This is a genomic window from Dactylosporangium sp. McL0621 (assembly GCF_049995355.1).
In the GTDB taxonomy this organism is placed as follows: domain Bacteria; phylum Actinomycetota; class Actinomycetes; order Mycobacteriales; family Micromonosporaceae; genus Dactylosporangium.
Genome location: NZ_CP188259.1, coordinates 2204307 through 2224836 on the forward strand (window position 1 = coordinate 2204307; position 20530 = coordinate 2224836).

The window sequence follows — 20530 nt, forward strand, 5'->3', positions numbered from 1 at the left end:
CCGGCGCCCTGACGGAGGCGAGCCGCAAGCCGCTCTCGTGAGCGCCGAGGTCGTCCTCAGCGGCCTCCTGGCCGGGTACGGCGTCGCCGTCCCCGTCGGGGCCATCGGGGCCCTCATCGTCTCGCTCGCCTCACGGCACTCGTGGCGGGTCGGCGCGGCCGCGGCGCTGGGCGTCGCCACCGCCGACGGGCTCTACGCGGTCATCGCCGTCCTGGGCGGGGCCGCGCTCGCCGGGCTCATCGCGCCGATCTCCGGGGTGCTGCGCTGGGTGGCGTTCGCGGTACTGCTCGCGCTGGCCGGCAAGACCGCCCGGGACGCGCTCCGGCACCGCCACGAGGCCGCCGTGGCCCGGCCGACCGACGGGCGGCGGGCCTATCTGACGCTGCTCGGCCTCACGCTGCTCAACCCCGCGACGATCGTCTACTTCGGATCGCTCGTGCTCGGGCGGCGGGCCGACGACGGGCTCTCCGCGGGGGCCGAGGCGCTGTGGGTCGTCGCCGCGTTCGTGGCGTCGGCGAGCTGGCAGCTGTTCCTGGCGGCCGGTGGATCGCTGCTCGGGCGGGTGCTGACGGGCGCCCGGGGGCGGCTGTGGACGGCGCTGAGCTCCAGCGCGGTCATCGCGGTGCTCGCCGTGATGCTCGTCATCCCAGGTTCTTGAGCGCCTCGCGAACCGACAGCGGCGACAGGCCGGGGTGCGCGGTCACGAACTCGCGCACCCCGGCCGGGTCGCTCTTGGCGTACTCGCGCAGCGCCCAGCCGATCCCCTTGCGGATGAAGCAGTCCCGCTCGTGCGACCAGCGCTCGCAGTAGTCGAACAGCCGCGCGCGGTCGGTCCGGTCGCGGTACCGCAGCTGGTGCAGGAGCGCGGTGCGTACCAGCCACAGGTCCGTCCCCGGGGCCGTCCACGTGTCCATGGTGGACACGAGCGCCGGGTGCGCGGCCACCAGCGGGCCGCACACGTTCGCCGCCAGGGTGTCGACGGTGTCCCACCAGGACTTGGTGGTGATGAGCTCGCGCAGCACCGGTACCGCGGCCGGCGTGAGCACCGCGGCGTGCTTGCGCAGGTAGTCGCAGGCGAAGTACTGGTACTCCCGCTCCGGCAGCGCCCAGCACGCCCGCGCGGTGGCGAGCAGGTCGGGCTCGCCGGGGCGGGGCGTGCCGCGCAGCACGTCCAGGGTCAGCTCGCGGCGCGGCACGCTGGTGATGCCGAGGAACTCGAAGCGGTTCCGCATGTAGGCGCGCATCGGCGCGGCCTGCCCGGGATCGGCGGCCGCGCCGAAGATGTGCTCCAGTCGTTGCAGGATCACAGGTTGCTGGTGTTGAACGTGTCGCACTGGCGCGGGTCGCCGGTGTTGAAGCCCTGCTGGAACCACTTCTTGCGCTGCGCCGACGTGCCGTGGGTGAAGCCGTCCGGGTTGACCTTCTGGCCGGCCTTCTTCTGGATCGTGTCGTCGCCGATCGCCTCGGCGGTCTGCACGGCCTCGGCGATGTCCTGGTCGGTGATGGACTTGAACAGCGCGTCGCCCTGCGGGTCCTTGGTCTCCGTCGCGTGGTTCGCCCAGGTGCCGGCGTAGCAGTCGGCCTGCAGCTCCAGGCGCACGGAGGCAGAGTTCGCCCCCTGCTGCCCGCCCTGCTCGGCCTTGGCGTTGGTGCCGAGCAGGTTCTGGATGTGGTGGCCGTACTCGTGCGCGAGCACGTACGGCGCCGCGAACTCGCCCGATGCCCCGAAGCGGCTGTTCAGCTCGTTGTAGAAGGTCAGATCGATGTACACCTGGCTGTCCGCCGGGCAGTAGAACGGCCCGACGCCGGAGTCGGCCGCGCCGCACCCGGTGTTGACGGAGCCGCTGAAGAAGTTGGTCTTCGCCACCGTGTACTGCTTGCCGAACGCGGCCGGCATCTCGGTCTTCCAGTAGGCCTGGACCGAGTTGATGTACAGCACGTTGCGGCAGTCGGCGTTCTTGAAGCGGTCCTTGTTCGACTTGTCGCACTGCGTGTTCAGGGCCGAGTTGTCGGGCTTGGCGTTGTCGCCGCCCCCGCCGCCGCCCAGCAGCCCGCTGCCGAAGAGGCCGCCGCCGCCGCACAGCACCACGGCCAGGATGATCACCGTGACGATGATGCCGCCGCGGCCGCCGCCGATCGGGATCGGGATGCCGCCGAGGCCACCGCCTCCGCCTCCACCGCCGCCCGACCCGCGCAGGTCGCTGACCTGGCTGGTGTCAAGATCGGCGTCGTCGTTGAACTCCATCGCACACCTCGGGGGTAGGGTATCGACCGGCGTCTGCTCGAACGGCAAGTTACCCGTTGACCGTGTGACGTAATCGTGTGGCGGGCCTGCCGGGGTCGCACGGTAGACTATTGGCGTGATCACGCAGAGGGAGTGACTCCGGTACGACACCCGGGGTCTGTCCTTTTTTCAGAAGAGAGAGCTTTCCGTGATCACGGCGAACGGCCTTGAGCTGCGCGCGGGCGCGCGCATCCTGCTCAGCGACATCAACCTGCGCATCCAGCCCGGCGACCGCATCGGTCTCGTGGGCCGCAACGGCGCCGGCAAGACCACGACCCTCAAGGTCCTCGCGGGCGAGGGCACCCCGCACGCGGGCCAGGTCGACCGGCGCGGCCCGGTCGGCTACCTGCCGCAGGACCCGCGCACCGGCGACCTCGAAGTCACGGCCCGCGACCGGGTCCTCTCCGCGCGCGGCCTGGACACCATCTACGCCGAGATGAAGGCGCTCGAGGAGCGTCTGGGCGACGACGAACGGCTGATCCGGCGGTACGGCCAGCTGGAGGACCAGTTCGCCGGGCTCGGCGGCTACGCGGCCGAGGCCGAGGCCGCCCGCATCTGTGCCAATCTCGGACTGCCCGACCGCGTGCTCGCCCAGACCATCGGCACCATGTCCGGCGGTCAGCGCCGCCGCATCGAGCTGGCCCGCATCCTCTTCCGCGACGCGAGCGCCACCGGCGGCGGCATCCTGCTGCTCGACGAGCCCACCAACCACCTCGACGCCGACAGCATCACCTGGCTGCGCGGGTTCCTGTCGAGCCACAAGGGCGGCCTGGTGGTCATCTCCCACGACGTCGACCTGCTCGACGCGATCGTCAACAAGGTGTGGTACCTCGACGCCAACCGCGCCACGATCGACTTCTACAACGTGGGCTGGAAGCTGTACCAGCAGCAGCGCGAGACCGACGAGAAGCGCCGCCGCCGCGAGCGCGCCAACGCCGAGAAGAAGGCCGGCGCCCTGATGGCCCAGGCCGACAAGATGCGCGCCAAGGCCACCAAGACCGTCGCCGCCCAGAACATGGCCCGCCGCGCCGAGCGCATGCTCGACGGCCTGGAGGAGACCCGCGTCGCCGACAAGGTGGCGAAGGTGCGCTTCCCCGAGCCCAAGTCCTGCGGCAAGACCCCGCTGACCGCGCGCGGCCTGTCGAAGTCGTACGGCTCCCTCGAAATCTTCATGGACGTGAACGTCGCCGTGGACCGCGGCTCGCGCGTGGCCATCCTCGGCCTCAACGGCGCCGGCAAGACCACGCTGCTGCGCATGCTGGCGGGCGAGCTCGACCCCGACACCGGCGAGGTGATGCCCGGGCACGGCCTCCAGCGCGGGTACTACGCCCAGGAGCACGAGCAGCTCGAGGTCGACCGCACCATCCTGCAGATCATGCGCTCGGCCGCCCCGGACCAGAACGACACCGAGCTGCGCAAGATCCTCGGCGCCTTCCTGTTCACCGGCGACGACGTGGAGAAGCCGGCGGGCGTACTGTCGGGCGGCGAGAAGACCCGCCTGGCGCTCGCGACCCTGGTCTGCTCCGGCGCCAACGTCCTGCTCCTGGACGAGCCGACGAACAACCTCGACCCGATCAGCCGCGAGCAGGTGCTGGACGCGATCGCCCGGTACCCCGGCGCGATCGTGCTGGTGACCCACGACCCGGGCGCCGTGCAGGCCCTGAAGCCGGACCGCGCGATCCTGCTGCCGGACGGCGTGGAGGACGCGTGGAGCGACGATCTGCTGGAGCTGGTCGAGCTCGCCTGACGTAGGCGCTCGGACGCTCTCGTGGGCGTCGTGACGCTTGGACGCTTCCGTGTGCGACGCGGTGCTCGGCACTCCTACGTACCTCGCGCTGCTGGGCGCTCCTACCTGCTCCAACCTGCGACGAAGTGCTGGACGCTCCCACGTGCGACGCAGCGCTCGGCGCTCCTACGTGCCCTGCGCTGCTGGGTGCTCCCACGTGCGACGACGCGGCGCTGGCGCTCTCACGTGCCTCGCATTGCTGGGCGCTTCCGCGTGCGACGCAGCGTTCGGCGCTCCTGCGCGCCTCGCATTGCTGGGCGCTCCTACGTGCCTCGCGCTGCTGGACGCTCCTACCTGCATCGCAACGCTCGGCGCTCCCACGTGCCTCGCGCTGCTGGACGCTCCTACCTGCATCGCAACGCTCGGCGCTCCCACGTGCCTCGCATTGCTGGACGCTCCTACCTGCATCGCAACGCTCGGCGCTCCCACGTGCCTCGCATTGCTGGACGCTCCTACCTGCATCGCAACGCTCGGGCCGCTCCAACCTGCGACGAAGTGCTGGACGCTCCCGCGTGCGAACGAAATGTCGAGCGCTCCGCGCCGCGACATTTCGGATTTATACCCCGACAGGCGATAAGTCGGTTGTCACCAGGGCGTGACGAGCACTCCCTCGACGATCACCGCCACGAGCGCCCCGATCCCGGTCAGCAGCAGCGGCGCGGGTGGTGGTTCGCCGCCGGGGCGCTCCGGGGCCACCGCCGCCACCGTCAGCCACGGGAAGAACGGCAGCCAGGCGTGCTCGACCCCGCCCCGGGCCAGACCCGCGGCGATCGAGAACAGCACGGCCGCGCCCGCGCCCACGAGGAACGGCCACATGGCGGTGTTGCGGAGCTTGCGCGCGCTGGCGTACAGCGGCGGCCCGGCGGCCAGCAGCACCACGACCACGCTGATGGCGCTCCACCACAGCACGGAGCGGTACGGCGCCACGCGGGCCGCGTAGTCCGTCTCCGCGGCCACCAGACCATCGGACCAGCCGAAGCCGAGCAGCTTCGCGCCCAGGACGGGCAGCAACGCCCCCACGCCGCTGAGGACGTTGAGCGAGGCGCGGCGGCGCGCGAAGTACACACAAACCAAGGAGAGGCCGAGCCACGGCGCGGAGTAGGAGAACAGCGCGGCCACCCCGACCAGCAGGCCGGCCAGCCCCGCCCAGCCCGTGGCCGCCCACCCGCGCACCCGGCGCCGGCTCGCGCGCAGGCCGGAGACGATCGCGGCCGCGCCCAGCACGGCGACGAGCCCGTCGAGGCTGACCGCGGTCCAGATCGCGTAAGGAGCGAGAACCAGCACCGGCAGGTACCGCCGGGCCGCCTTCTCGCCGACCGAGTCGCGCACCGCGGCGAGCACGAGGGGAATCGTGAGCACCGATACGGCGGTGATCAGGAAACCGAGCACAATGTGGTCCTCGACGCCGATTCGTTGCAGCGCCCACAAAAAGAGCACGGGGCCCGGAGGATGGCCCCGGGAAGCTACCGAGTGGTACGCGGCGTCGGCCGTGAAATGTCTGAGGTATTCCAGTGGCGAGTCACCCACCTGGCGTACGTCGCCCAAATATTCCTCGGGCGAGCCCAAGGCTTTCGTAAGGCCCGACCACCCATCGACAAGCGCCAAAGCGATTGCCCACAGCAGACCCAAGGTGTACCCGAAAAGCTGAATTTCGCGCCACCTCAGCCGGGTGAACGCCGGCGCCGCGGCGGCCCACAGGGTGCCGGCGGCGATGACGGGCGCCAGGATCGAGCCGGGACCGACTCTGATCTTGTACCTGCCGAGGAAGGGGGCACTGGCGGTGCCCAGACGCGCGTCCAGCTGCACCGCGAGCGCGGCCAGCGCGAGGCCGCCGAGGGCCAGGAGCAGCCAACACAGCGCATCGAGGCGTTCACGGTGCGCAGTGCGCGGTCGGTCCACGGACGGTTCGCTCATCACGGCGCATCACGGTATCGGGTAGGCGACAATGCTCTGCGTGTCGGTTGGCGCCCCGTCGATATCTAGCGCATGATCGTTCGAGGCGGTCTAATAGGTGGGACCGCACCAACCGCTCAGTCTGGGACGTGAGGGATCAGCATGGCAGCCACCGCCACCACCAGCACCGAGAAGGGTCGCCGGATCATCGGCGCCGAAAGGCAGACGCTGGCGAAGGACCTCGTGAAGCGGTACACCAACGGTGAGAGTATCCGTGCACTCGCCGCTTCCACCGGCCGTTCCTATGGATTCGTGCACCGGGTGCTGACCGAATCCGGCGTTCAGCTTCGTCAGCGTGGCGGCGCCCGTCGCCGCAAGAAGGCGTGAGCGCCACCGCCTCCTCGGCAAGCGCCGCACCCGGATCGGGTGAGGCGCGATTCGACCTCGACGGGCCGGTCGCGACGGTGACGTTGTGCCGGCCCCAGGTCCTGAACGCGCAGACCCCCGACCTGTGGGCCGATCTGCGTGAGTTCGGTCGGACACTGCCGGGTGACGTACGCGTCGTCATCGTCCGTGGCGAGGGACGGGCCTTCTCAGCCGGGCTCGACACCACCTCGGCCACCAAGATGCTCGGCGAGATCGCCGCCGGCTCCGAGTCCGACGCCGACGCCCGCATCGCCGGGTTCCAGGAGGCGTTCTCCTGGCTGCGCCGGCCCTCGCTGATCTCGATCGCCGCGGTACAGGGCCACGCCATCGGCGGCGGCTTCCAGCTCGCCCTGGCCTGCGACTTCCGGGTCGCGGCCGACGACGTCTCGTTCAGCATGGCCGAGATCAAGCTCGGCCTCGTGCCCGACCTCGGCGGCACCAAGCGCCTGGTCGAGCTGGTCGGCTACGCCCGGGCGCTCGAGCTGTGCGTCACCGGGCGGCGCGTGACGGCCGCCGAGGCCTCCCAGATCGGCCTGGCCAATGTGGTGGTACCGCGGGCAGAGCTCGACGACGCCGCCAAGGACCTCGCGTCCGCCGTTCTCGCCGGCCCGCGCGACGCGGTGATCGAGATCAAGGCGCTGCTGGCCCAGGCCGCGGGGCACACGTTCGCCCAGCAGGAGGCCGCGGAGCGCACGGCCCAGCGGCGGCGCATCGCGGACCTCACCGGCCGGGGCGAATGACCTAGGTCGAAATACCTGGTCGCGACCGGGAAGCGGCGGCGCCCTCGAAAAGTTGTCGTACCTGCCGGGCACAATCACACCCGGCAGGTACTTCGGGCTTCGGGGGTGTGCGGCAATGTCTTCGCCGATGAGCAGCATGACGGGGTGGGAGACCCTGCGCTCGCTGCGCAAGGCCGACGAGCTGGCCGGCAAGAAGCTCGGCCGCGACACGACGAGGCGGATCCTGCGCTTCGCCCGCCCCTACCGGCGCGACATCGTGGTCTTCCTGATCACCGTCGTGATCGGCGCCGGCATCGGGGTTGCGACGCCCTACCTCGCCGGCGACGTCATCAACAAGATCAGCGGCGGCCGCCCCGACGCCGGCACCGCGGTCGTGCGGATCGCCCTGCTGATCGGCGCCCTCGCGATCGTCGACGCGCTCCTGTCGCTCGTCCAGCGGTGGTACTCCGCCCGGATCGGCGAGGGCATCATCCTGTCGCTGCGGCGGCTGGTGTACGACCATGTGCAGCGCATGCCGCTGCAGTTCTTCACCCGCACGCAGACCGGCGCCCTCGTCAGCCGGCTCAACAACGACGTGCAGGGCGCCCAGCGGGCCTTCACCTCCACCCTGTCGGGCGTGGTCAGCAACGTCATCCAGCTCGTGCTCACCGCGGCCGTCATGCTCACCCTGTCGTGGCAGATCACGCTCATCTCGCTCGTGATGCTGCCGCTGTTCATCCTGCCCGCGCGCCGGGTCGGCAAGCGGCTCGCCGCGATCACCCGCGAGGCCTACCAGCTCGACGCGAAGATGAACGCCACCATGACCGAGCGCTTCGGCGTGGCCGGCGCGCTGCTCGTCAAGCTCTTCGGCCGCCCCGACGACGAGGCCGCCCGCTTCGGCGAGCGCGCCGGGCGGGTGCGCGACATCGGCATCCAGACGGCGATGTTCAGCCGCGTCTTCTTCGTCAGCATGCTGCTCGTGGCCTCGCTGGCCCAGGCGCTCACCTACGGCCTGGGCGGGTGGCTCGCCGTGCACGGCCGCATCACCGCGGGCACCGTGGTGACCCTCGCGCTGCTGCTGACCCGGCTCTACGGGCCGCTGACCGCCCTCTCCAACGTGCGCGTCGACGTCATGAGCGCACTCGTCAGTTTCGAACGCGTCTTTGAGGTGCTAGACCTTGCGCCGGCGATCGCCGAGCGGCCCGAGGCGCGCGAGATCCCCCGCGGCGCGGCGACGGTCGAGTTCCGCGACGTCCACTTCCGGTACCCGTCCGCCGCCGAGGTCTCGCTCGCCTCGCTCGAGGACGTCTCCGCGCTCGACCGCACCGTCACCGACGAGGTGCTGCGGGGCGTGACGTTCTCCGTCGCGCCCGGCCGGATGGTCGCGCTGGTCGGCCCGTCCGGCGCCGGGAAGTCCACGACCGCGATGCTGCTGCCGCGGGTGTACGACGTGACGTCCGGCGCGGTGCTCGTGGGCGGCGTCGATGTACGCGAGGCCACGTTGCAGTCGCTGCGCGACACGATCGGCGTCGTCACCCAGGACTCCCACCTGTTCCACGAGACCATCGCCGAGAACCTGCGCTACGCCCGGCCGGACGCCACCGACGACGAGCTGTGGACGGCCCTGCGGCGCGCACAGGTGGGCGACCTGGTCGAGTCCCTGCCCGACGGCCTCGACACCGTCGTCGGCGAGCGCGGGTACCGCTTCTCGGGCGGCGAGAAACAGCGCATCGCGATCGCCCGCCTGCTGCTCAAGGCCCCGTCGATCGTGATCCTGGACGAGGCGACGGCCCACCTCGACTCCGAGTCGGAGGCGGCCGTGCAGCGCGCCTTGTCGGAGGCCCTGACCGGCCGCACGGCCCTGGTGATCGCCCACCGCCTGAGCACCATCCGCGACGCCGACGAGATCCTGGTGGTCGACGGCGGCCGCATAGTGGAGCGAGGCACCCACGACACCTTGGTAACCGCGGGCGGCCTGTACGCCGAGCTGTACCGAACCCAGTTCGCCGTGCTCGACTCCCCGCTGCCCCACCCAACCCCCACGGCAACCCCCTGACGCCGACAACTCGCCCGCCGGCCTCCTCAACCGTCCTCGCCACTCCGCCGCCCCGCCCCTCTCCTGCCTCGGGCCCAGGTCGGGTCGGGCCCTGTCGTCCGGGTCGGGCGGGGCGCGCTGCGCTCAGGGCCGGGTCTGGCGCCCCGTCCTGACCCGGGCCCAGGTCGGGTCGGGCCCTGTCGTCCGGGTCAGGCCGGGCGCCCTGCGCTCTGGGCTGGGTCGGGCGCCCTGTCCTCGGGGCCGGGCAATGCGCTCCGGGTCGGGCCCTGTCGTCCGGGTCGGGTCGGGCGCCCTGCGCTCCGGGTGGGGTCGGGCAGCCTGTCCTCGGGGCCGGGCAATGCGCTCCGGGTCGGGCCCTGTCGTCCGGATCGGGTCGGGCGCCCTGCGCTCCGGGTGGGGTCGGGCGCCCTGTCCTCGGGGCCGGGCAATGCGCTCCGGGTCGGGCCCTGTCGTCCGGGTCAGGCGGGGTCGGGGTCTGTCCTCCGGGTTGGATCCTGCGCCTGCGCCCGGCGCACGACCCGAGCATCAACGAGCACGCGATCGCTGGTCGGCGCCCAGAACCGCCCACACGCCCGAGCCCGGGCACGGCGCCCGAGCCCGGGTCTACGCCCGGGATTCAGGTCCGCGCGCGGGACGCATGGGTCCACGCTCGACGCTCGGGTCCACGACGGCGCCCCGGCCCGACGGCGCCCAGGCCCACACGCGGCGCCGGAGCCCAGGCACGGTGCCCCAGCCCGACGGCGTCCGGCCCAGGAACGGCGCCCGAGGCCGAGGCACGGCGCGAGCCATGCTCGGCGTCCGCCCCCCCATGCTCGGCGTCCGGGCCCAGGCGCGGCGCCCGAGCCCGGTGCCCCGGCCCGACGGCGCCCCGAGGCCCAGGCACAACACGCGAGCCTAGGTCCGGCGCCCCTGGCCCGACGGCACACGAGGCCAGGCCGCGCACACGGGCTTCAAGCACGGCGCACGGGTCGAGGCGCGGCGCCCAGGCCCGACGGCGTCAGGCCCACGCACGGCGCCCTGATCACTGCGGGCGGCCTGCATGCGGCGCTCTCCGGTGGCCGAATCGCCGCGAGGCCACGCAACGCCGACCAGAACGCCCTGACGGCTCCTCCACCGCTTCGGCTCGACCGCTCGTGGGGCGTGCACCACCCACGCCTCGGACGAATTCGTGACCGCTCGACGGCGCCGTAGCCCATATCGGCGCCCTGGTCACCGGCGTGCCGCCTGCGGGCTGTCCATCCGCCGCCGCGGGCGCGCCCGCCCGCGGCGGCGTTCGGTCGTCCATTCGGCGTTGTCCCAGCCCAATGCCGATCGCAGCGCCTGGCAACGTCTTCGGCCGCCCGCGGCGCTATGGGCTGCGCACGATCCACGCCGCCGCCGCCGCCGAGTTCGTGGTCGTGCGTCGGCGCCTTGATCCACGCACGGCCCGTAGCCACAGCGCGGGCGGTCTGCACATGACGGGTCTGCCGTCCTCGCCGCGAGACCCTGACGGGCTTCTCCGACCGCCGCGGAGGGTCGGGCTGTGCGATCCACGCCGACGCGACCGCGTTGTCGAGTTGAGCGCGGTCGACGAGGCTCAGGACAACAGCGGCCAGGCGAGCTGGTCCGTCGTCGCCTGCAGGGCCGGGGTCTGCGGGTAGTCCTGGCTCGGGAGCACGGCGCGGATCGCTCGCATCCAATCGTCGTACGTCGCTGTGGGCGGTAGGGCGGCCAAGGCCGAGAGCGCCACGTACGTGAAGGCGCCGTTGGGGCGGTCGTCGAACGTGGCGTCGTAGGAGTACTCGGTGTCGAGGCAGCCGGCCAGGAGCAGTGCGGTCGGGCGTCGATCCGCCGGCCTCGTCGCGTGCGCCGTGACGGCGAGCGGGAACGTGGTGGCGGGTCGCGGGGCCGGGGACTGCAGGAGCCGCGGGACCTGCTGCGGTGGCAGGAACGCCGACGGGGGCAGGAAGCGGGTGCGTGACGGGTGGTTCAGCCTGGTCAGGGTGCCCGAGTGGCAGGAGTCGGAGATCAGGACGGTCCGCACCCCGGGCGCGGCCAGGGCGAACAGGTCGTGCAGCTCGTCGTCCAGCAGGACGCCGTTCTCGGCGATGTCGTGCGGGCAGATGGCCTCGTCGCGGTGGTCCGGCTCGTCGCCGTCGGTGTCGGGGACCCAGGTGCCGTGGCCGGAGTACGTGATGATGACCGCGTCGCCGTCCGTTGCGGTCGTCAGCAGTTCTCTGATGCCGGTGCGGATCGCGGCGCCCGAGGCGGCGCCGTCCAGCAGGCGGCGTACGTCGAAGCCGCGCGCGGTGAGCGCGGCCGCCCAGTCGTCGGCGTCGTTGCGGCAGCCGGCGAGGTCGTTCTCGGTGCCGGGATAGTCGTTGATCCCGATGCACAGTGCGCGTTTCATGGTTCCCCCGTGACTCGAATGCGGACCTTACGCATCGATGGCGTCACGGACGGTGGCCGCGGTTGGGCCGCCGGTATCGCGCGATCGGCGCCCCTTGCTCAAAGGCGCAAATCGGACAACTACGGCGATGGCGGCTGCGTTCGGTGAACAGGGGGGCGGCGCGACGGTGGGGGACGTCGGAGCTCGATGTCCTCCCAGGCGATCCGGTCGGGTGGGCGGGCGGGCGGGTGTGCGGGATCGGGGCCGGGGCACGGGGGGACCGGGTCGGCCAGGGCGAACACCCGCCGCAGGTCGGCCAGCAAGGACTCGTCTGGATCGTCGGGGGCGGTCATGGCCGGGCGCGGGCGGGGTCCGTCCGGTCGGTGTCCGCCGCGGGTAACCGCGTGAGTCGTGGCCGCATGGGTGTTCTCCGTCCCCGCTGGTGGCGCCGCGAGCTGGGGAGAGGGCGGCGCCGTTTCGTGACATGAGGACGGGGTGGTTGTTCCTGATACAAGGTGGGGCAGATCGTTCGGATCCTGTCGTTCGTGTCCGTTCGATCAAGCGCCGTCGACAGGCAAGGGGGCGTTGACCTTCGGATTCCGTCGCGGCGAAGGCGTCGTTCGGGGGCGGTCGTTCGGGTTCGTACTGTCTGGAATCGGGCACTGTCAGATTGCGACGATGCTCCCGCCGTCCACCGGGATCGCGGCGCCGGTCACGTACGACGCGGCGGGGGAGAGGGCGAACGCGGCCACCCGGCCGAACTCGTCGGCGGTGCCGATCCGGCGCAGCGGTACGGCCGCGGCGGCCTCGGCCTCCGCGCGCGCCGGGTCCGTGGCGGCGTCGAAGAGCTCGCGGTTGCGGTCGGTCAGGAAGCGGCCGGGGAGCAGGGAGAAGACCCGGATGCCGCGCGGGCCCAGCTCGCCGGCGAGGTCCTTCGCCACGCCCGCGAGGCCCGGGCGGAGGCCGTTGGAGATGCTGAGGTTACGCAGCGGCTGACGTACCGACGAAGAAAGCACCAGACCGATGGCCGCGTCGTGGCCAGGCTCGCGGGTGCCGATCGCCGCGGCCAGCGTGCGGGCCAGGCGCAGGGTGCCCAGGAAGATGGTCTGGAACGCGGACTGCCAGGCCTCCTCGGGGGTCTCCAGGACGCCTCCGTGCGGTGGGCCGCCGACCGAGATCAGGGCGCCGTCCAGGCGGCCGAAGCGGGTGCGGGCGGCGGCCACGAGGCGGTCGCCGGTGTCGGGCGCGGCCAGGTCGGCGATCAGGCCCTCGGCGCGGTCGGGGCCCAGGGCCTCGACGGCGGCCTTCACGGTCTGCGCGGTGCGGCCGGAGACGACCACCCTCGCGCCGTCGGCGGCCAGGGCCCGGGCGGTGGCGAAGCCCAGGCCGCGGGAGGCGCCGGTCAGGACGTACACGCGGTCGGTGAGGCCGAGATCCATGCCCTTGATCGTATGGGAGCGAAGGGTCAGCGCCGGCGCAGGCGGGTCCACAGGCTCCGGCGGCGGGGGACCGGGGCCGAATCGCCGTCGTACGACAGCTCCGCCTCGCGGGCCTCCAGCTCCTCCCGGGCCAGCGCCGGCAGGGCCGCGCCCGCCGACCGGGCGAAGTCCCAGCCGTCGCGCAGGGAGCCGTTCGGCGGATGCGTCGCGGCCCACGCGGCGAACGTCGCCGGCCAGTCCCGGCCGTACGACGCGGCCAGGAACGGCCACCGCTGTGCCACCTCGCCCGCGCGCTTGCGCCGCAGCGCGGTCCTCGTCGCCTGAACCGCGGCCTCGTCGAAGCCCGCCGGGAGCTCACCGCCGGCCACGAGGGCGGCGACGAGAGCCTGTTGCCGGGCGGCGAGTCCGCCGCCGGCGGCGACCGGAGCCGCCGGGTCGGTCACGTGATCGCCGGCCATCCGGCCGCCTCCGCGATCGCGTCCAGCTCGGCGGTCAGGGCCGCGGCCGGCGGGTAGTCCCCGTCGCGCTCCAGCATCAGGGCCGGCGGCGTGGCGCGGGCGCACAGGTCCTTCACCAGGGTCAGGACCTCCGGCGGGATCGCGTCCGTGTGGGTGTCGTGGTAGAAACCGCCGTGCTCCATGCCGCCGGCCACGTGGACGTACGCGATCCGGGACAGCGGCAGCTCGTCGAGCAGGGCGGTCGGGCTCTCGTGCCGGTTGCGGGCGTTGGCGTACACGTTGGCGATGTCCAGGAGCAGGGCGCACCCCGTGCGGTCGAGGATCTCGGTGAGGAACTGGGCCTCGGTCAGCTCCGCGTCCGGCCAGTCGAACAGTGCGGCAATGGGTTCCAGCGCCAGTTGTACCCCACCGAGCGCGGACTGGGTCCGGCGGACGTTGGCGACGATCGCGTCGACCGACTCGCGGGTGCGCGGGACCGGCAGGAGGTGCCCGGCCTCGAGCCCGCCCGCGCGCACGAACGCGATGTGCTCGCTGACCAGGGGCGCGTTCAGGAGCCGGGCGCACTCGTAGAGGTGGGCGGCACGCTCGTCGGCGATCGGCTCGGCGCCGCCCAGGGAGAGCTTGACGCCGTGCGGGATGACGGTGACCCCGCGCCCGACAAGCTCGGCGAGCGCGTCGGGCACGGGCGCGTGCGGGTGCAGGGACTCGGCCACCACCTCGGTGAAGCGCAGGCCGGGCAGGGCGGCGACGTAGCCGGCGATCTCGGGGCGCCAGCCGATGCCGACGCCGTACTGCGGGCCGGTCATCCCCCACATCCTCCGCCGCCGCAGCTGGAGCCCCCGCCGCAGCTGGAGCCGCTCGAGCACGACGAGGAGCTGCTCGAGCACGACGAGGAGCTGGAGCAGGAGGAGCCGGAGCTGGAACCGCTGGAGTAGTACCCGGAGCCGGTCTGGGCGATGTTGCGCTGCAGCTCGGCATCGGCGGCGAACGACGGGTCGGCGAGCCAGAACGCGCCGGCGCCGAAGAGGCCCACGCTCAGGGCCGCGGCCTCGGGGCCGTAGGTGGACCAGGACGGCTTCTGGCTCGGCGAGAGATGGCGCACCGCGGCGCGCATCCGGTTGAGCTGCTTCTTGCCGGCCGCGGAGACCCGCGGCACCGACAGCAGCGCGAAGGCGACCACGGCCACCGGCACGATGAGCAGCACGAGGTTGGTGACCGGCCGGTTGTTGCTGACGCCGGCGAAGACACGGAAGATGCCGAGCGCGACGACGGCGAAGACGACCAGGGCGCCCATGCGTACGGCGCGGCGGGCCTCGGCGTCGAGGATCCAGCCGCCCTGGGCCAGGTCGGTCTCGGCACGGTCGAGCAGGGAGCGCACGCTCGCGTGGGTGAGCAGGCCCGTCATGCTGATGCTGTTGCGGGCGAGCGCGTAGACGGCCCGGTCGAGCTCGGAGGCGCCGGTGGGCGGAATCGCGGTCTGGTGGAGGTACCCGCGCTTGTCGCTCTCGATGCTGCCGGCGGCGCGGAGGGCGGCGAGGGAGCTGTAGACGGCGAGGCGGCGATCCCCATTGATCAGTGCGGCCTGGGTCGGGGTGAGGTCGCGGGCGTTGCGCAGTGACGGGCCGCCGGTGATGGAGCGCCGCCAGATGAGCACGCCGATGATCGCAACAGCGGCGAGGCCGAAGTACAGCCACAGGAACTGCGGGCCCGGGATGCCCCAGGTGTCACCCGGCCCCGCCACGATCGATGTCGTCATGCGCTCAGTGTGGGTGCGGCTGTCGAGCGTTTCACCTCGCCGTTCGGACACTTGAGGAAACCTTGTGGCCGACGGCGACCGGTCAGTTACGCCGGACCGCCGCCTCGACCAGGCTGAGCACGGCCTCCAGGTCGGCGACCGGGCGGCCGGTGGCCAGGTGCAGGTCAGTTACGCCGGACCGCCGCCTCGACCAGGCTGAGCACGGCCTCCAGGTCGGCGACCGGGCGGCCGGTGGCCAGGTGCAGGACGAGCCCGTCGTAGGCGAGCTCCAGGAACTGGGTCAGGATGCCGATCGGCACGTCGTCGCGCAGCACGCCGGCCTCGAGCTGGCGCTGGAGGCGCTCGCGGGTGGCCTCGGCGACCGCCTCCGAGCGGGCGGCCCAGCGCTTGGCGAACTCGGGGTCGGTGCGCAGCCGCCGCGACACCTCGAGCTGGCTGCCGAGCCAGCCGCCCGTGTCGGAGGCGTCCGCCGCGGCCAGCAGGTCGCGCATCACCTGCACCAGGCCGTGCTGGGCGACCGTCGATACCATGGTGGCGGCGTCGTCCTCGGCGACGGCCAGGAAGAGCGAGTCCTTGTCCCGGAAGTGGTGGAAGATCGCGCCGCGGGACAGGCCGATCTCCTCCTCGAGCCGCCGCACGGTCGCGCCCTCGTAGCCGTGGCGGGCGAAGCACGTCCGGGCGCCGGTGAGGATCTCCCTCCGGCGCGCGTCGAGCTGGTCCTGGCTCACCCTGGGCACGCCTCGATTATGCAAGCCGTACATACGGTTTGCGAACAGGGTCGTTTCGCCCGTGTTTCTTCCCGGCGTTTGGCCCGGGTTTGCGCGAATTTGTCGGCCCTCCCGCGAACATGAGGATCTGTTCGATATCGGACTGGTCACGTACCCTGCCCGCGTGCCCCTGTTGTTGCTCAGCCTGGACGACACCCTGTTGGACAGGGCCGGGGCGTTCCGCGCGTGGGCAACGGGGTTTCTGGACGAGATCGGCGCCCCCGAGTACGACCTGGAATGGCTGCTCTCCGTCGACGCGGACGGCATGGGGTCGGCCTGGGACGTCGCCGAAGGGCTGCGCGACCGCTACGGGCTGCGGTACAGCGCGCTGGACCTCGTGGAGGAGATCCGCCAGGCGATCATGGACCGCATGCGGCTGGACCCGCTGACCGCGTGCGCCCTGGCCATCGCCGAGGACTCCGGGTGGGTGCCGGTCGTCGTCACCAACGGCGAGTCCCGCCAGCAGGAGGAGAAACTGCGGAAGACCGGCCTGGATCGGTACCTCGCGGACTGGGTCATCTCCGAGGAGGCGGGCGTGCGCAAGCCGAACCCGCGGATCTTCGCCATCGCGGCCGAGCGGGCCCGGATGCGCCTGTCGGGCGCGTGGATGATCGGCGACAGCCCCGAGGCCGACATCGGCGGGGCGGACGCGGCCGGGATGCGCAGCGTCTGGCTGCACCGCGGGCGGGCCTGGGTCGAGGGCCGCTACACGCCGACCCGGACGGCCGACGGCGTGATCGCCGCGATCGCCGAGGTCATGGCCTCGCGCTGAAAATCGGTTGCGCCCGCTCCGGACCCGTTGCACACTGGCGACAACTCCGAGTCGGAAGGGGGTTGGTTCACATGACTGCCGTCAAGGCGCGCTTTCGCATGCCCATGAACCTTCTTCCTTCCTTGACTCAGGAGAACTCGCGTTGCGCGACCAAAACTTTGCTTCATCACGCCGTCGCTTCGATGACGACGACCCGAACTTCCTGAAGCGCCTCTCCCACGACTTCGACACCGCGTGGGACTCCTCGGACGACCCGTCCGGCGACGAGCAGTACTCGTCCTGGGACACCCCCGGCGTGCTGCACGGCCCCGAGCCCCGTCCGGACTGGGTGGTCACCGAGCTCTCCGCCCGGGACACCGAGCTCGGCGTGCTCAAGACCGGCAAAGAGGCCGACGTCCACCTCGTCGAGCGTGCGGTGCCCGACGGGCCCCGCACGCTGCTGGCGGCCAAGCGCTACCGCGCCGCCGAGCACCGCATGTTCCACCGCGACTCCGGGTATCTCGAGGGCCGCCGCGTCCGCGAGTCCCGCGTCACCCGCGCCATGGAGAGCCGCACCGCCTTCGGGCGCGAGGCGCTCGCGGGGCAGTGGGCGGCCGCGGAGTTCGGCGCGCTCGGTCAGCTGTGGGCGTTGGGGGTCAGCGTGCCGTACCCCGTGCAGCTGCTCGGCACCGAGGTCATGCTCGAGTTCGTGGGAGCGCCGGACGGTACCGCCGCGCCCCGGCTCGCCCAGACCCGCCCCTCGCGGGCGGAGCTGGAGTCGCTGTGGTGGCAGCTCGTCGACGGGCTGCGGGTGCTGGCCCGGGCCGGCCTGGCCCACGGCGACCTGTCCCCGTACAACCTGCTCGTGGACGGGGAGCGGCTGGTCTTCATCGACCTGCCGCAGATCGTCGACGTGGTGATCAACCCGAACGGGGCCGAGTTCCTCGCCCGCGACGTGGCCAACGTGGCGCGCTGGTTCACGGGCAAGGGCTTCCCGGTCGACCCCGAGCCGCTCGTCGTGGAGCTGCTGCACGACGCCGGCATCCGCTGAGCGAACAGACCGCGGCTCGCCCGATTCGTGAACGGGCGAGCCGCGGTGGCGCGGACCCGGCGGGGAGGGTGGTCCGCCGCGCCGCTGATCGGGAGGGCCTCAGCCCAGGTGGACGGCCGCGCCGTCGGCGGCCACGTCGGTCCTCGAGGCCTTCACGAACACGAAGACCACGATGGCCGCCAGGACCAGCAGCGCCGATCCCCACCAGAACGCGGTCACGTACCCGTGCACCATCGCGTGCGCCTGGAGGGCCTTGAGCGCGGCCGGGTCCGGTGGGCCGCCCGCGGACGCGGGGAGGTGGTCGCGGCCGTACGCCGTCGCCGCCGTGATCGCCACCGTGTTGAGCAGCGCCGTGCCGAGCGAGCCGCCGACCTGCTGCGAGGCGTTCACGACCGCGCTGGCCGCGCCGGCGTCGTGCGGGTCGACGCCGACCAGGGCGATGTTGCCCAGTGGCACGAACGTGCAGCCCAGGCCGAAGCCGAGGATGAGCAGCGCGGGGAGCACGGTGGTCGCGTACGGCGTGTCGACGCCGATGCGGGTCATGAGCACCATGCCGACGGCCGCGACGACGCCGCCGAACGCCATGATCGGCTTGGGTCCGAGGCGGGGGAGCAGGCCGCTGGCCAGGCCGGCCGCGGTGACCACGCCGATCGAGACCGGCAGCGAGTGCACGCCGGACTTGAGCGGGGTGTAGCCGAGGACCAGCTGGAAGTACAGGGTGACGAAGAAGATCGCGCCGATGAACCCGGCGCCGATCAGGGTCGAGGACAGGTAGGCCCCGCCGCGGGTGCGCTGGGCGATGACGCGCAGCGGCAGCAGCGGGTTGCGGATGCGCGCCTCGACGACCACGAACAGCGCCAGCAGTACCAGGGCGGCGCCGACGAGCCCGAGGGTGACCGGGGAGCCCCAGCCGTACTTCAGGTTCATCTGCGCGTCGGTCTCGCCGGCCTTGGTGAACCCGAACACGAGCAGGCTCAGGCCGAGCGTGGCCAGCACCGCGCCGGGGATGTCGTAGCGGGTGTTGCCGTGGGCCTTGCTCTCCGGTACGACCGGAACGGCCAGGGCGATCGCGATGAGCGCCACCGGAATGTTGACCAGCAGGCACCAGCGCCAGTTCGCGTACTCGGTCAGCAGACCGCCCAGCACCAGGCCCAGCGCCGCGCCGCCGCCGGCGATCGCGCCGTAGACGCCGAAGGCCCGGGCCCGCTCCCGCGGGTCCACGAACAGCACGCTGAGCAGGGCCAGCGAGGCCGGGGCGAGCAGCGCGCCGAAGACCCCCTGCAGCCCGCGGGCCAGGAACAGGGACGTGTCGTTCCACGCGGCGCCGCCCAGGGCCGAGGCGAGCGCGAAGCCGATGATGCCGACGACGAAGGTGCGCTTGCGGCCCCAGTAGTCGGCGATGCGCCCGCCGAGCAGCAACAGGCCGCCGAAGGTCAGGGTGTACGCGGTGACCACCCACTGCTGGTTCGAGTCGCTGATGCCGAGGTCGGCCTTGGCGTGCGGCAGGGCGACGTTTACCACGGTCGCGTCGAGCACGACCATGAGCTGCGCGGCGGCGATGATCGCCAGCGCGAACCAGCGCTTCGGGTACGCGTGCAGCGGGGTGGAGACGGCGGCCTGCGCGCCGGCCTCGTGCTTCCCCCCGGTGGATACGTGACTCATCCGGGACCTCCCTGAATCATTGAAGGTCTACCGGGAGGTCCCGTCGCGGATTTGCCGGGGTCCGTATTTTTGAGATCGTGATCACGGAATAATGAGCAGCTTTCCCGTGGTCCGCCGGCCCTCCAGCGCCGCGTATGCGTCCGCGACCGCATCCAGCGGATAACGCCCCGTGACGGCCGGGTCGACAATGCCCTGCGCGACCCATCCGAACAGTGTTTCCGCGCGTTCGAGCAATTCCGCGCGGGAGGCGATGAAATGCCCCAGCGTCGGGCGGGTGAGGTAATAGGAACCGGACATCAGGCGCAGCGGGTCGAATGGCGGGACCTTGCCGCTGGCCGCGCCGAACAGTACCAGCGTGCCGCGCGGGCGCAGGGCCTGCAGGCTGGTGTCGAACGTGTCCGCGCCGACGCCGTCGTACACCGCGTCGGCGCCCGCGCCCCCGGTGACCTCGCGCACGGCGTCCAGCGCCTCGTCGTAGGGCACCGCGCGTACCGCACCCGCCGCCTCGGCCAGGTCACGCTTCTGCGGCGTGGAGGCGGTCGCGACCACCCGGCCGCCGAGGTGCGTGACGATCCGGGTGAGCAGCTGCCCCATCCCCCCGGCGGCGGCGTGCACGAGCACCGCGCAGCCCGGCCGGGCCGCGTACGAGTCGTGGGTGAGGTAGTGGGCGGTGAGGCCCTGCAGGATGACCGCGGCGGCCTGCTCGGTGGTGAGCTCCTCCGGCACCGGGACGAGCCGGTCGGCCGGGACGAGCGCCTGCTGGGCGTGGCTGCCGGGGATGCCCGTCCAGGCCACCCGGTCGCCCGGGGCCAGGCCGCGCACGTCGCTGCCGAAGGACAGCACGGTGCCGGCGCCCTCGCTGCCCAGCACGGCCGGCAGCGGCACCTGGTAGGTGCCGTTGCGCTGGTACACGTCCATGTAGTTGACCCCGCTGGCCTCGACCAGCACCAGCGCCTCCCCGGGGCCGGGCTTCGGGTCGGGTCGGTCCTGCACCCGCAGTACCGAACGATCGCCGTACTCGCCGAACACCACTGCGCGCATTGCGTTGCCTCCTCGGTTTGTCGGGTTCCTGTCTACCCCAAACCGCCGATCGGTTTTGTCGTACCGCTGCCGT

Annotated in this window: 19 protein-coding genes; 8 read left to right on the forward strand and 11 right to left on the reverse strand. The window is 72.3% G+C overall.

The genetic code is table 11. The features are described from left to right. Positions 1 to 37 precede the first annotated feature (37 nt). Positions 38 to 658 carry a LysE family transporter gene (locus ACPPVO_RS10185; RefSeq protein WP_426510969.1) on the forward strand — a complete coding sequence of 207 codons (621 nt, stop codon included), beginning with the start codon at positions 38 to 40 and terminating at the stop codon, positions 656 to 658. On the opposite strand, the gene ACPPVO_RS10190 is transcribed toward ACPPVO_RS10185, so the two are convergent. Both ACPPVO_RS10190 and ypfJ read right to left on the reverse strand, forming a co-directional pair. After that, positions 642 to 1307, reverse strand: coding sequence for a DNA alkylation repair protein (locus ACPPVO_RS10190; protein WP_426510970.1), 666 nt, complete (start codon positions 1305 to 1307; stop codon positions 642 to 644). The two genes, ACPPVO_RS10185 and ACPPVO_RS10190, sit on opposite strands and share 17 nt — an antisense overlap. Continuing rightward, complete coding sequence (gene ypfJ, locus ACPPVO_RS10195; RefSeq protein ID WP_426510971.1) at positions 1304 to 2245, reverse strand: KPN_02809 family neutral zinc metallopeptidase; 942 nt, start codon at positions 2243 to 2245, stop codon at positions 1304 to 1306. Before ypfJ ends, ACPPVO_RS10190 begins: the two co-directional genes overlap by 4 nt. 187 nt (positions 2246 to 2432) lie before the next feature. Here ypfJ and ACPPVO_RS10200 point away from each other — a divergent pair, with 187 nt between their 5' ends. Beyond that, entirely contained in the window at positions 2433 to 4031 is a 1599-nt protein-coding gene (locus tag ACPPVO_RS10200) for an ABC-F family ATP-binding cassette domain-containing protein (protein ID WP_360382803.1), read from the forward strand. Between the two features lie 125 nt (positions 4032 to 4156). Then, entirely contained in the window at positions 4157 to 4669 is a 513-nt protein-coding gene (locus ACPPVO_RS10205) for a DUF3106 domain-containing protein (protein WP_426510972.1), read from the forward strand. On the opposite strand, the gene ACPPVO_RS10210 is transcribed toward ACPPVO_RS10205, so the two are convergent. Beyond that, positions 4656 to 5507, reverse strand: coding sequence for a hypothetical protein (locus ACPPVO_RS10210; RefSeq protein WP_426510973.1), 852 nt, complete (start codon positions 5505 to 5507; stop codon positions 4656 to 4658). The genes ACPPVO_RS10205 and ACPPVO_RS10210 overlap by 14 nt on opposite strands. A gap of 618 nt (positions 5508 to 6125) precedes the next feature. On the opposite strand from ACPPVO_RS10210, the gene ACPPVO_RS10215 reads away from it, so the two are divergent. The 3 genes from ACPPVO_RS10215 (at position 6126) to ACPPVO_RS10225 (ending at position 9164) form a co-directional block, all read left to right on the forward strand. After that, the gene (locus tag ACPPVO_RS10215; protein ID WP_223102223.1) at positions 6126 to 6350 is read left to right on the forward strand and encodes a helix-turn-helix domain-containing protein; all 225 of its coding nucleotides are present in this window, start codon (positions 6126 to 6128) and stop codon (positions 6348 to 6350) included. After that, complete coding sequence (locus tag ACPPVO_RS10220; RefSeq protein WP_426510974.1) at positions 6347 to 7129, forward strand: enoyl-CoA hydratase/isomerase family protein; 783 nt, start codon at positions 6347 to 6349, stop codon at positions 7127 to 7129. The genes ACPPVO_RS10215 and ACPPVO_RS10220 overlap by 4 nt, the downstream gene beginning before the upstream one ends. A gap of 115 nt (positions 7130 to 7244) precedes the next feature. Next, positions 7245 to 9164, forward strand: coding sequence for an ABC transporter ATP-binding protein (locus ACPPVO_RS10225; protein ID WP_426510975.1), 1920 nt, complete (start codon positions 7245 to 7247; stop codon positions 9162 to 9164). A 1576-nt stretch (positions 9165 to 10740) separates the two neighbouring features. Here the strand turns inward: ACPPVO_RS10225 and ACPPVO_RS10230 are convergent. From ACPPVO_RS10230 to ACPPVO_RS10255, 6 genes are all read right to left on the reverse strand, one after another. Beyond that, the gene (locus ACPPVO_RS10230) at positions 10741 to 11553 is read right to left on the reverse strand and encodes a caspase family protein (protein WP_426510976.1); all 813 of its coding nucleotides are present in this window, start codon (positions 11551 to 11553) and stop codon (positions 10741 to 10743) included. Positions 11554 to 12197: 644 nt separating this feature from the next. Further along, complete coding sequence (locus ACPPVO_RS10235; protein ID WP_426510977.1) at positions 12198 to 12971, reverse strand: SDR family oxidoreductase; 774 nt, start codon at positions 12969 to 12971, stop codon at positions 12198 to 12200. A gap of 26 nt (positions 12972 to 12997) precedes the next feature. Beyond that, positions 12998 to 13429: a hypothetical protein gene (locus ACPPVO_RS10240; protein ID WP_426510978.1), complete on the reverse strand. Its 432-nt coding sequence runs from the start codon at positions 13427 to 13429 to the stop codon at positions 12998 to 13000. Continuing rightward, positions 13411 to 14235: a DUF692 domain-containing protein gene (locus ACPPVO_RS10245; protein WP_426514594.1), complete on the reverse strand. Its 825-nt coding sequence runs from the start codon at positions 14233 to 14235 to the stop codon at positions 13411 to 13413. Before ACPPVO_RS10245 ends, ACPPVO_RS10240 begins: the two co-directional genes overlap by 19 nt. Further along, the gene (locus ACPPVO_RS10250; RefSeq protein WP_426510979.1) at positions 14232 to 15185 is read right to left on the reverse strand and encodes a TIGR04222 domain-containing membrane protein; all 954 of its coding nucleotides are present in this window, start codon (positions 15183 to 15185) and stop codon (positions 14232 to 14234) included. Before ACPPVO_RS10250 ends, ACPPVO_RS10245 begins: the two co-directional genes overlap by 4 nt. 164 nt (positions 15186 to 15349) lie before the next feature. Further along, positions 15350 to 15922, reverse strand: a complete 573-nt coding sequence (locus ACPPVO_RS10255; protein ID WP_360382819.1) for a TetR/AcrR family transcriptional regulator — start codon at positions 15920 to 15922, stop codon at positions 15350 to 15352. Positions 15923 to 16076: 154 nt separating this feature from the next. On the opposite strand from ACPPVO_RS10255, the gene ACPPVO_RS10260 reads away from it, so the two are divergent. Next, positions 16077 to 16724: an HAD family hydrolase gene (locus ACPPVO_RS10260; RefSeq protein WP_360382821.1), complete on the forward strand. Its 648-nt coding sequence runs from the start codon at positions 16077 to 16079 to the stop codon at positions 16722 to 16724. A 142-nt stretch (positions 16725 to 16866) separates the two neighbouring features. Continuing rightward, positions 16867 to 17754 (forward strand): serine protein kinase RIO, encoded by an 888-nt coding sequence (locus ACPPVO_RS10265; protein WP_426510980.1) that lies wholly within the window; start codon positions 16867 to 16869, stop codon positions 17752 to 17754. 99 nt (positions 17755 to 17853) lie between these two features. Here ACPPVO_RS10265 and ACPPVO_RS10270 read toward each other — a convergent pair whose 3' ends face one another. After that, the gene (locus ACPPVO_RS10270) at positions 17854 to 19416 is read right to left on the reverse strand and encodes an MFS transporter (RefSeq protein ID WP_426510981.1); all 1563 of its coding nucleotides are present in this window, start codon (positions 19414 to 19416) and stop codon (positions 17854 to 17856) included. Positions 19417 to 19497: 81 nt separating this feature from the next. Further along, positions 19498 to 20457 (reverse strand): quinone oxidoreductase family protein, encoded by a 960-nt coding sequence (locus tag ACPPVO_RS10275; RefSeq protein WP_426510982.1) that lies wholly within the window; start codon positions 20455 to 20457, stop codon positions 19498 to 19500. Between the last annotated feature and the right edge of the window lie 73 nt (positions 20458 to 20530).

Excerpts from the sequence above, each read along its gene's own strand:
- ypfJ (WP_426510971.1), bottom strand. The coding sequence starts at position 2,245 with ATGGAGTTCAACGACGACGCCGATCTTGACACCAGCCAGGTCAGCGAC.
- ACPPVO_RS10215 (WP_223102223.1), top strand. The coding sequence starts at position 6,126 with ATGGCAGCCACCGCCACCACCAGCACCGAGAAGGGTCGCCGGATCATC.
- ACPPVO_RS10225 (WP_426510975.1), top strand. The coding sequence starts at position 7,245 with ATGTCTTCGCCGATGAGCAGCATGACGGGGTGGGAGACCCTGCGCTCG.
- ACPPVO_RS10230 (WP_426510976.1), bottom strand. The coding sequence starts at position 11,553 with ATGAAACGCGCACTGTGCATCGGGATCAACGACTATCCCGGCACCGAG.
- ACPPVO_RS10235 (WP_426510977.1), bottom strand. The coding sequence starts at position 12,971 with ATGGATCTCGGCCTCACCGACCGCGTGTACGTCCTGACCGGCGCCTCC.
- ACPPVO_RS10240 (WP_426510978.1), bottom strand. The coding sequence starts at position 13,429 with ATGGCCGGCGATCACGTGACCGACCCGGCGGCTCCGGTCGCCGCCGGC.
- ACPPVO_RS10245 (WP_426514594.1), bottom strand. The coding sequence starts at position 14,235 with ATGACCGGCCCGCAGTACGGCGTCGGCATCGGCTGGCGCCCCGAGATC.
- ACPPVO_RS10250 (WP_426510979.1), bottom strand. The coding sequence starts at position 15,185 with ATGACGACATCGATCGTGGCGGGGCCGGGTGACACCTGGGGCATCCCG.
- ACPPVO_RS10270 (WP_426510981.1), bottom strand. The coding sequence starts at position 19,416 with ATGAGTCACGTATCCACCGGGGGGAAGCACGAGGCCGGCGCGCAGGCC.
- ACPPVO_RS10275 (WP_426510982.1), bottom strand. The coding sequence starts at position 20,457 with ATGCGCGCAGTGGTGTTCGGCGAGTACGGCGATCGTTCGGTACTGCGG.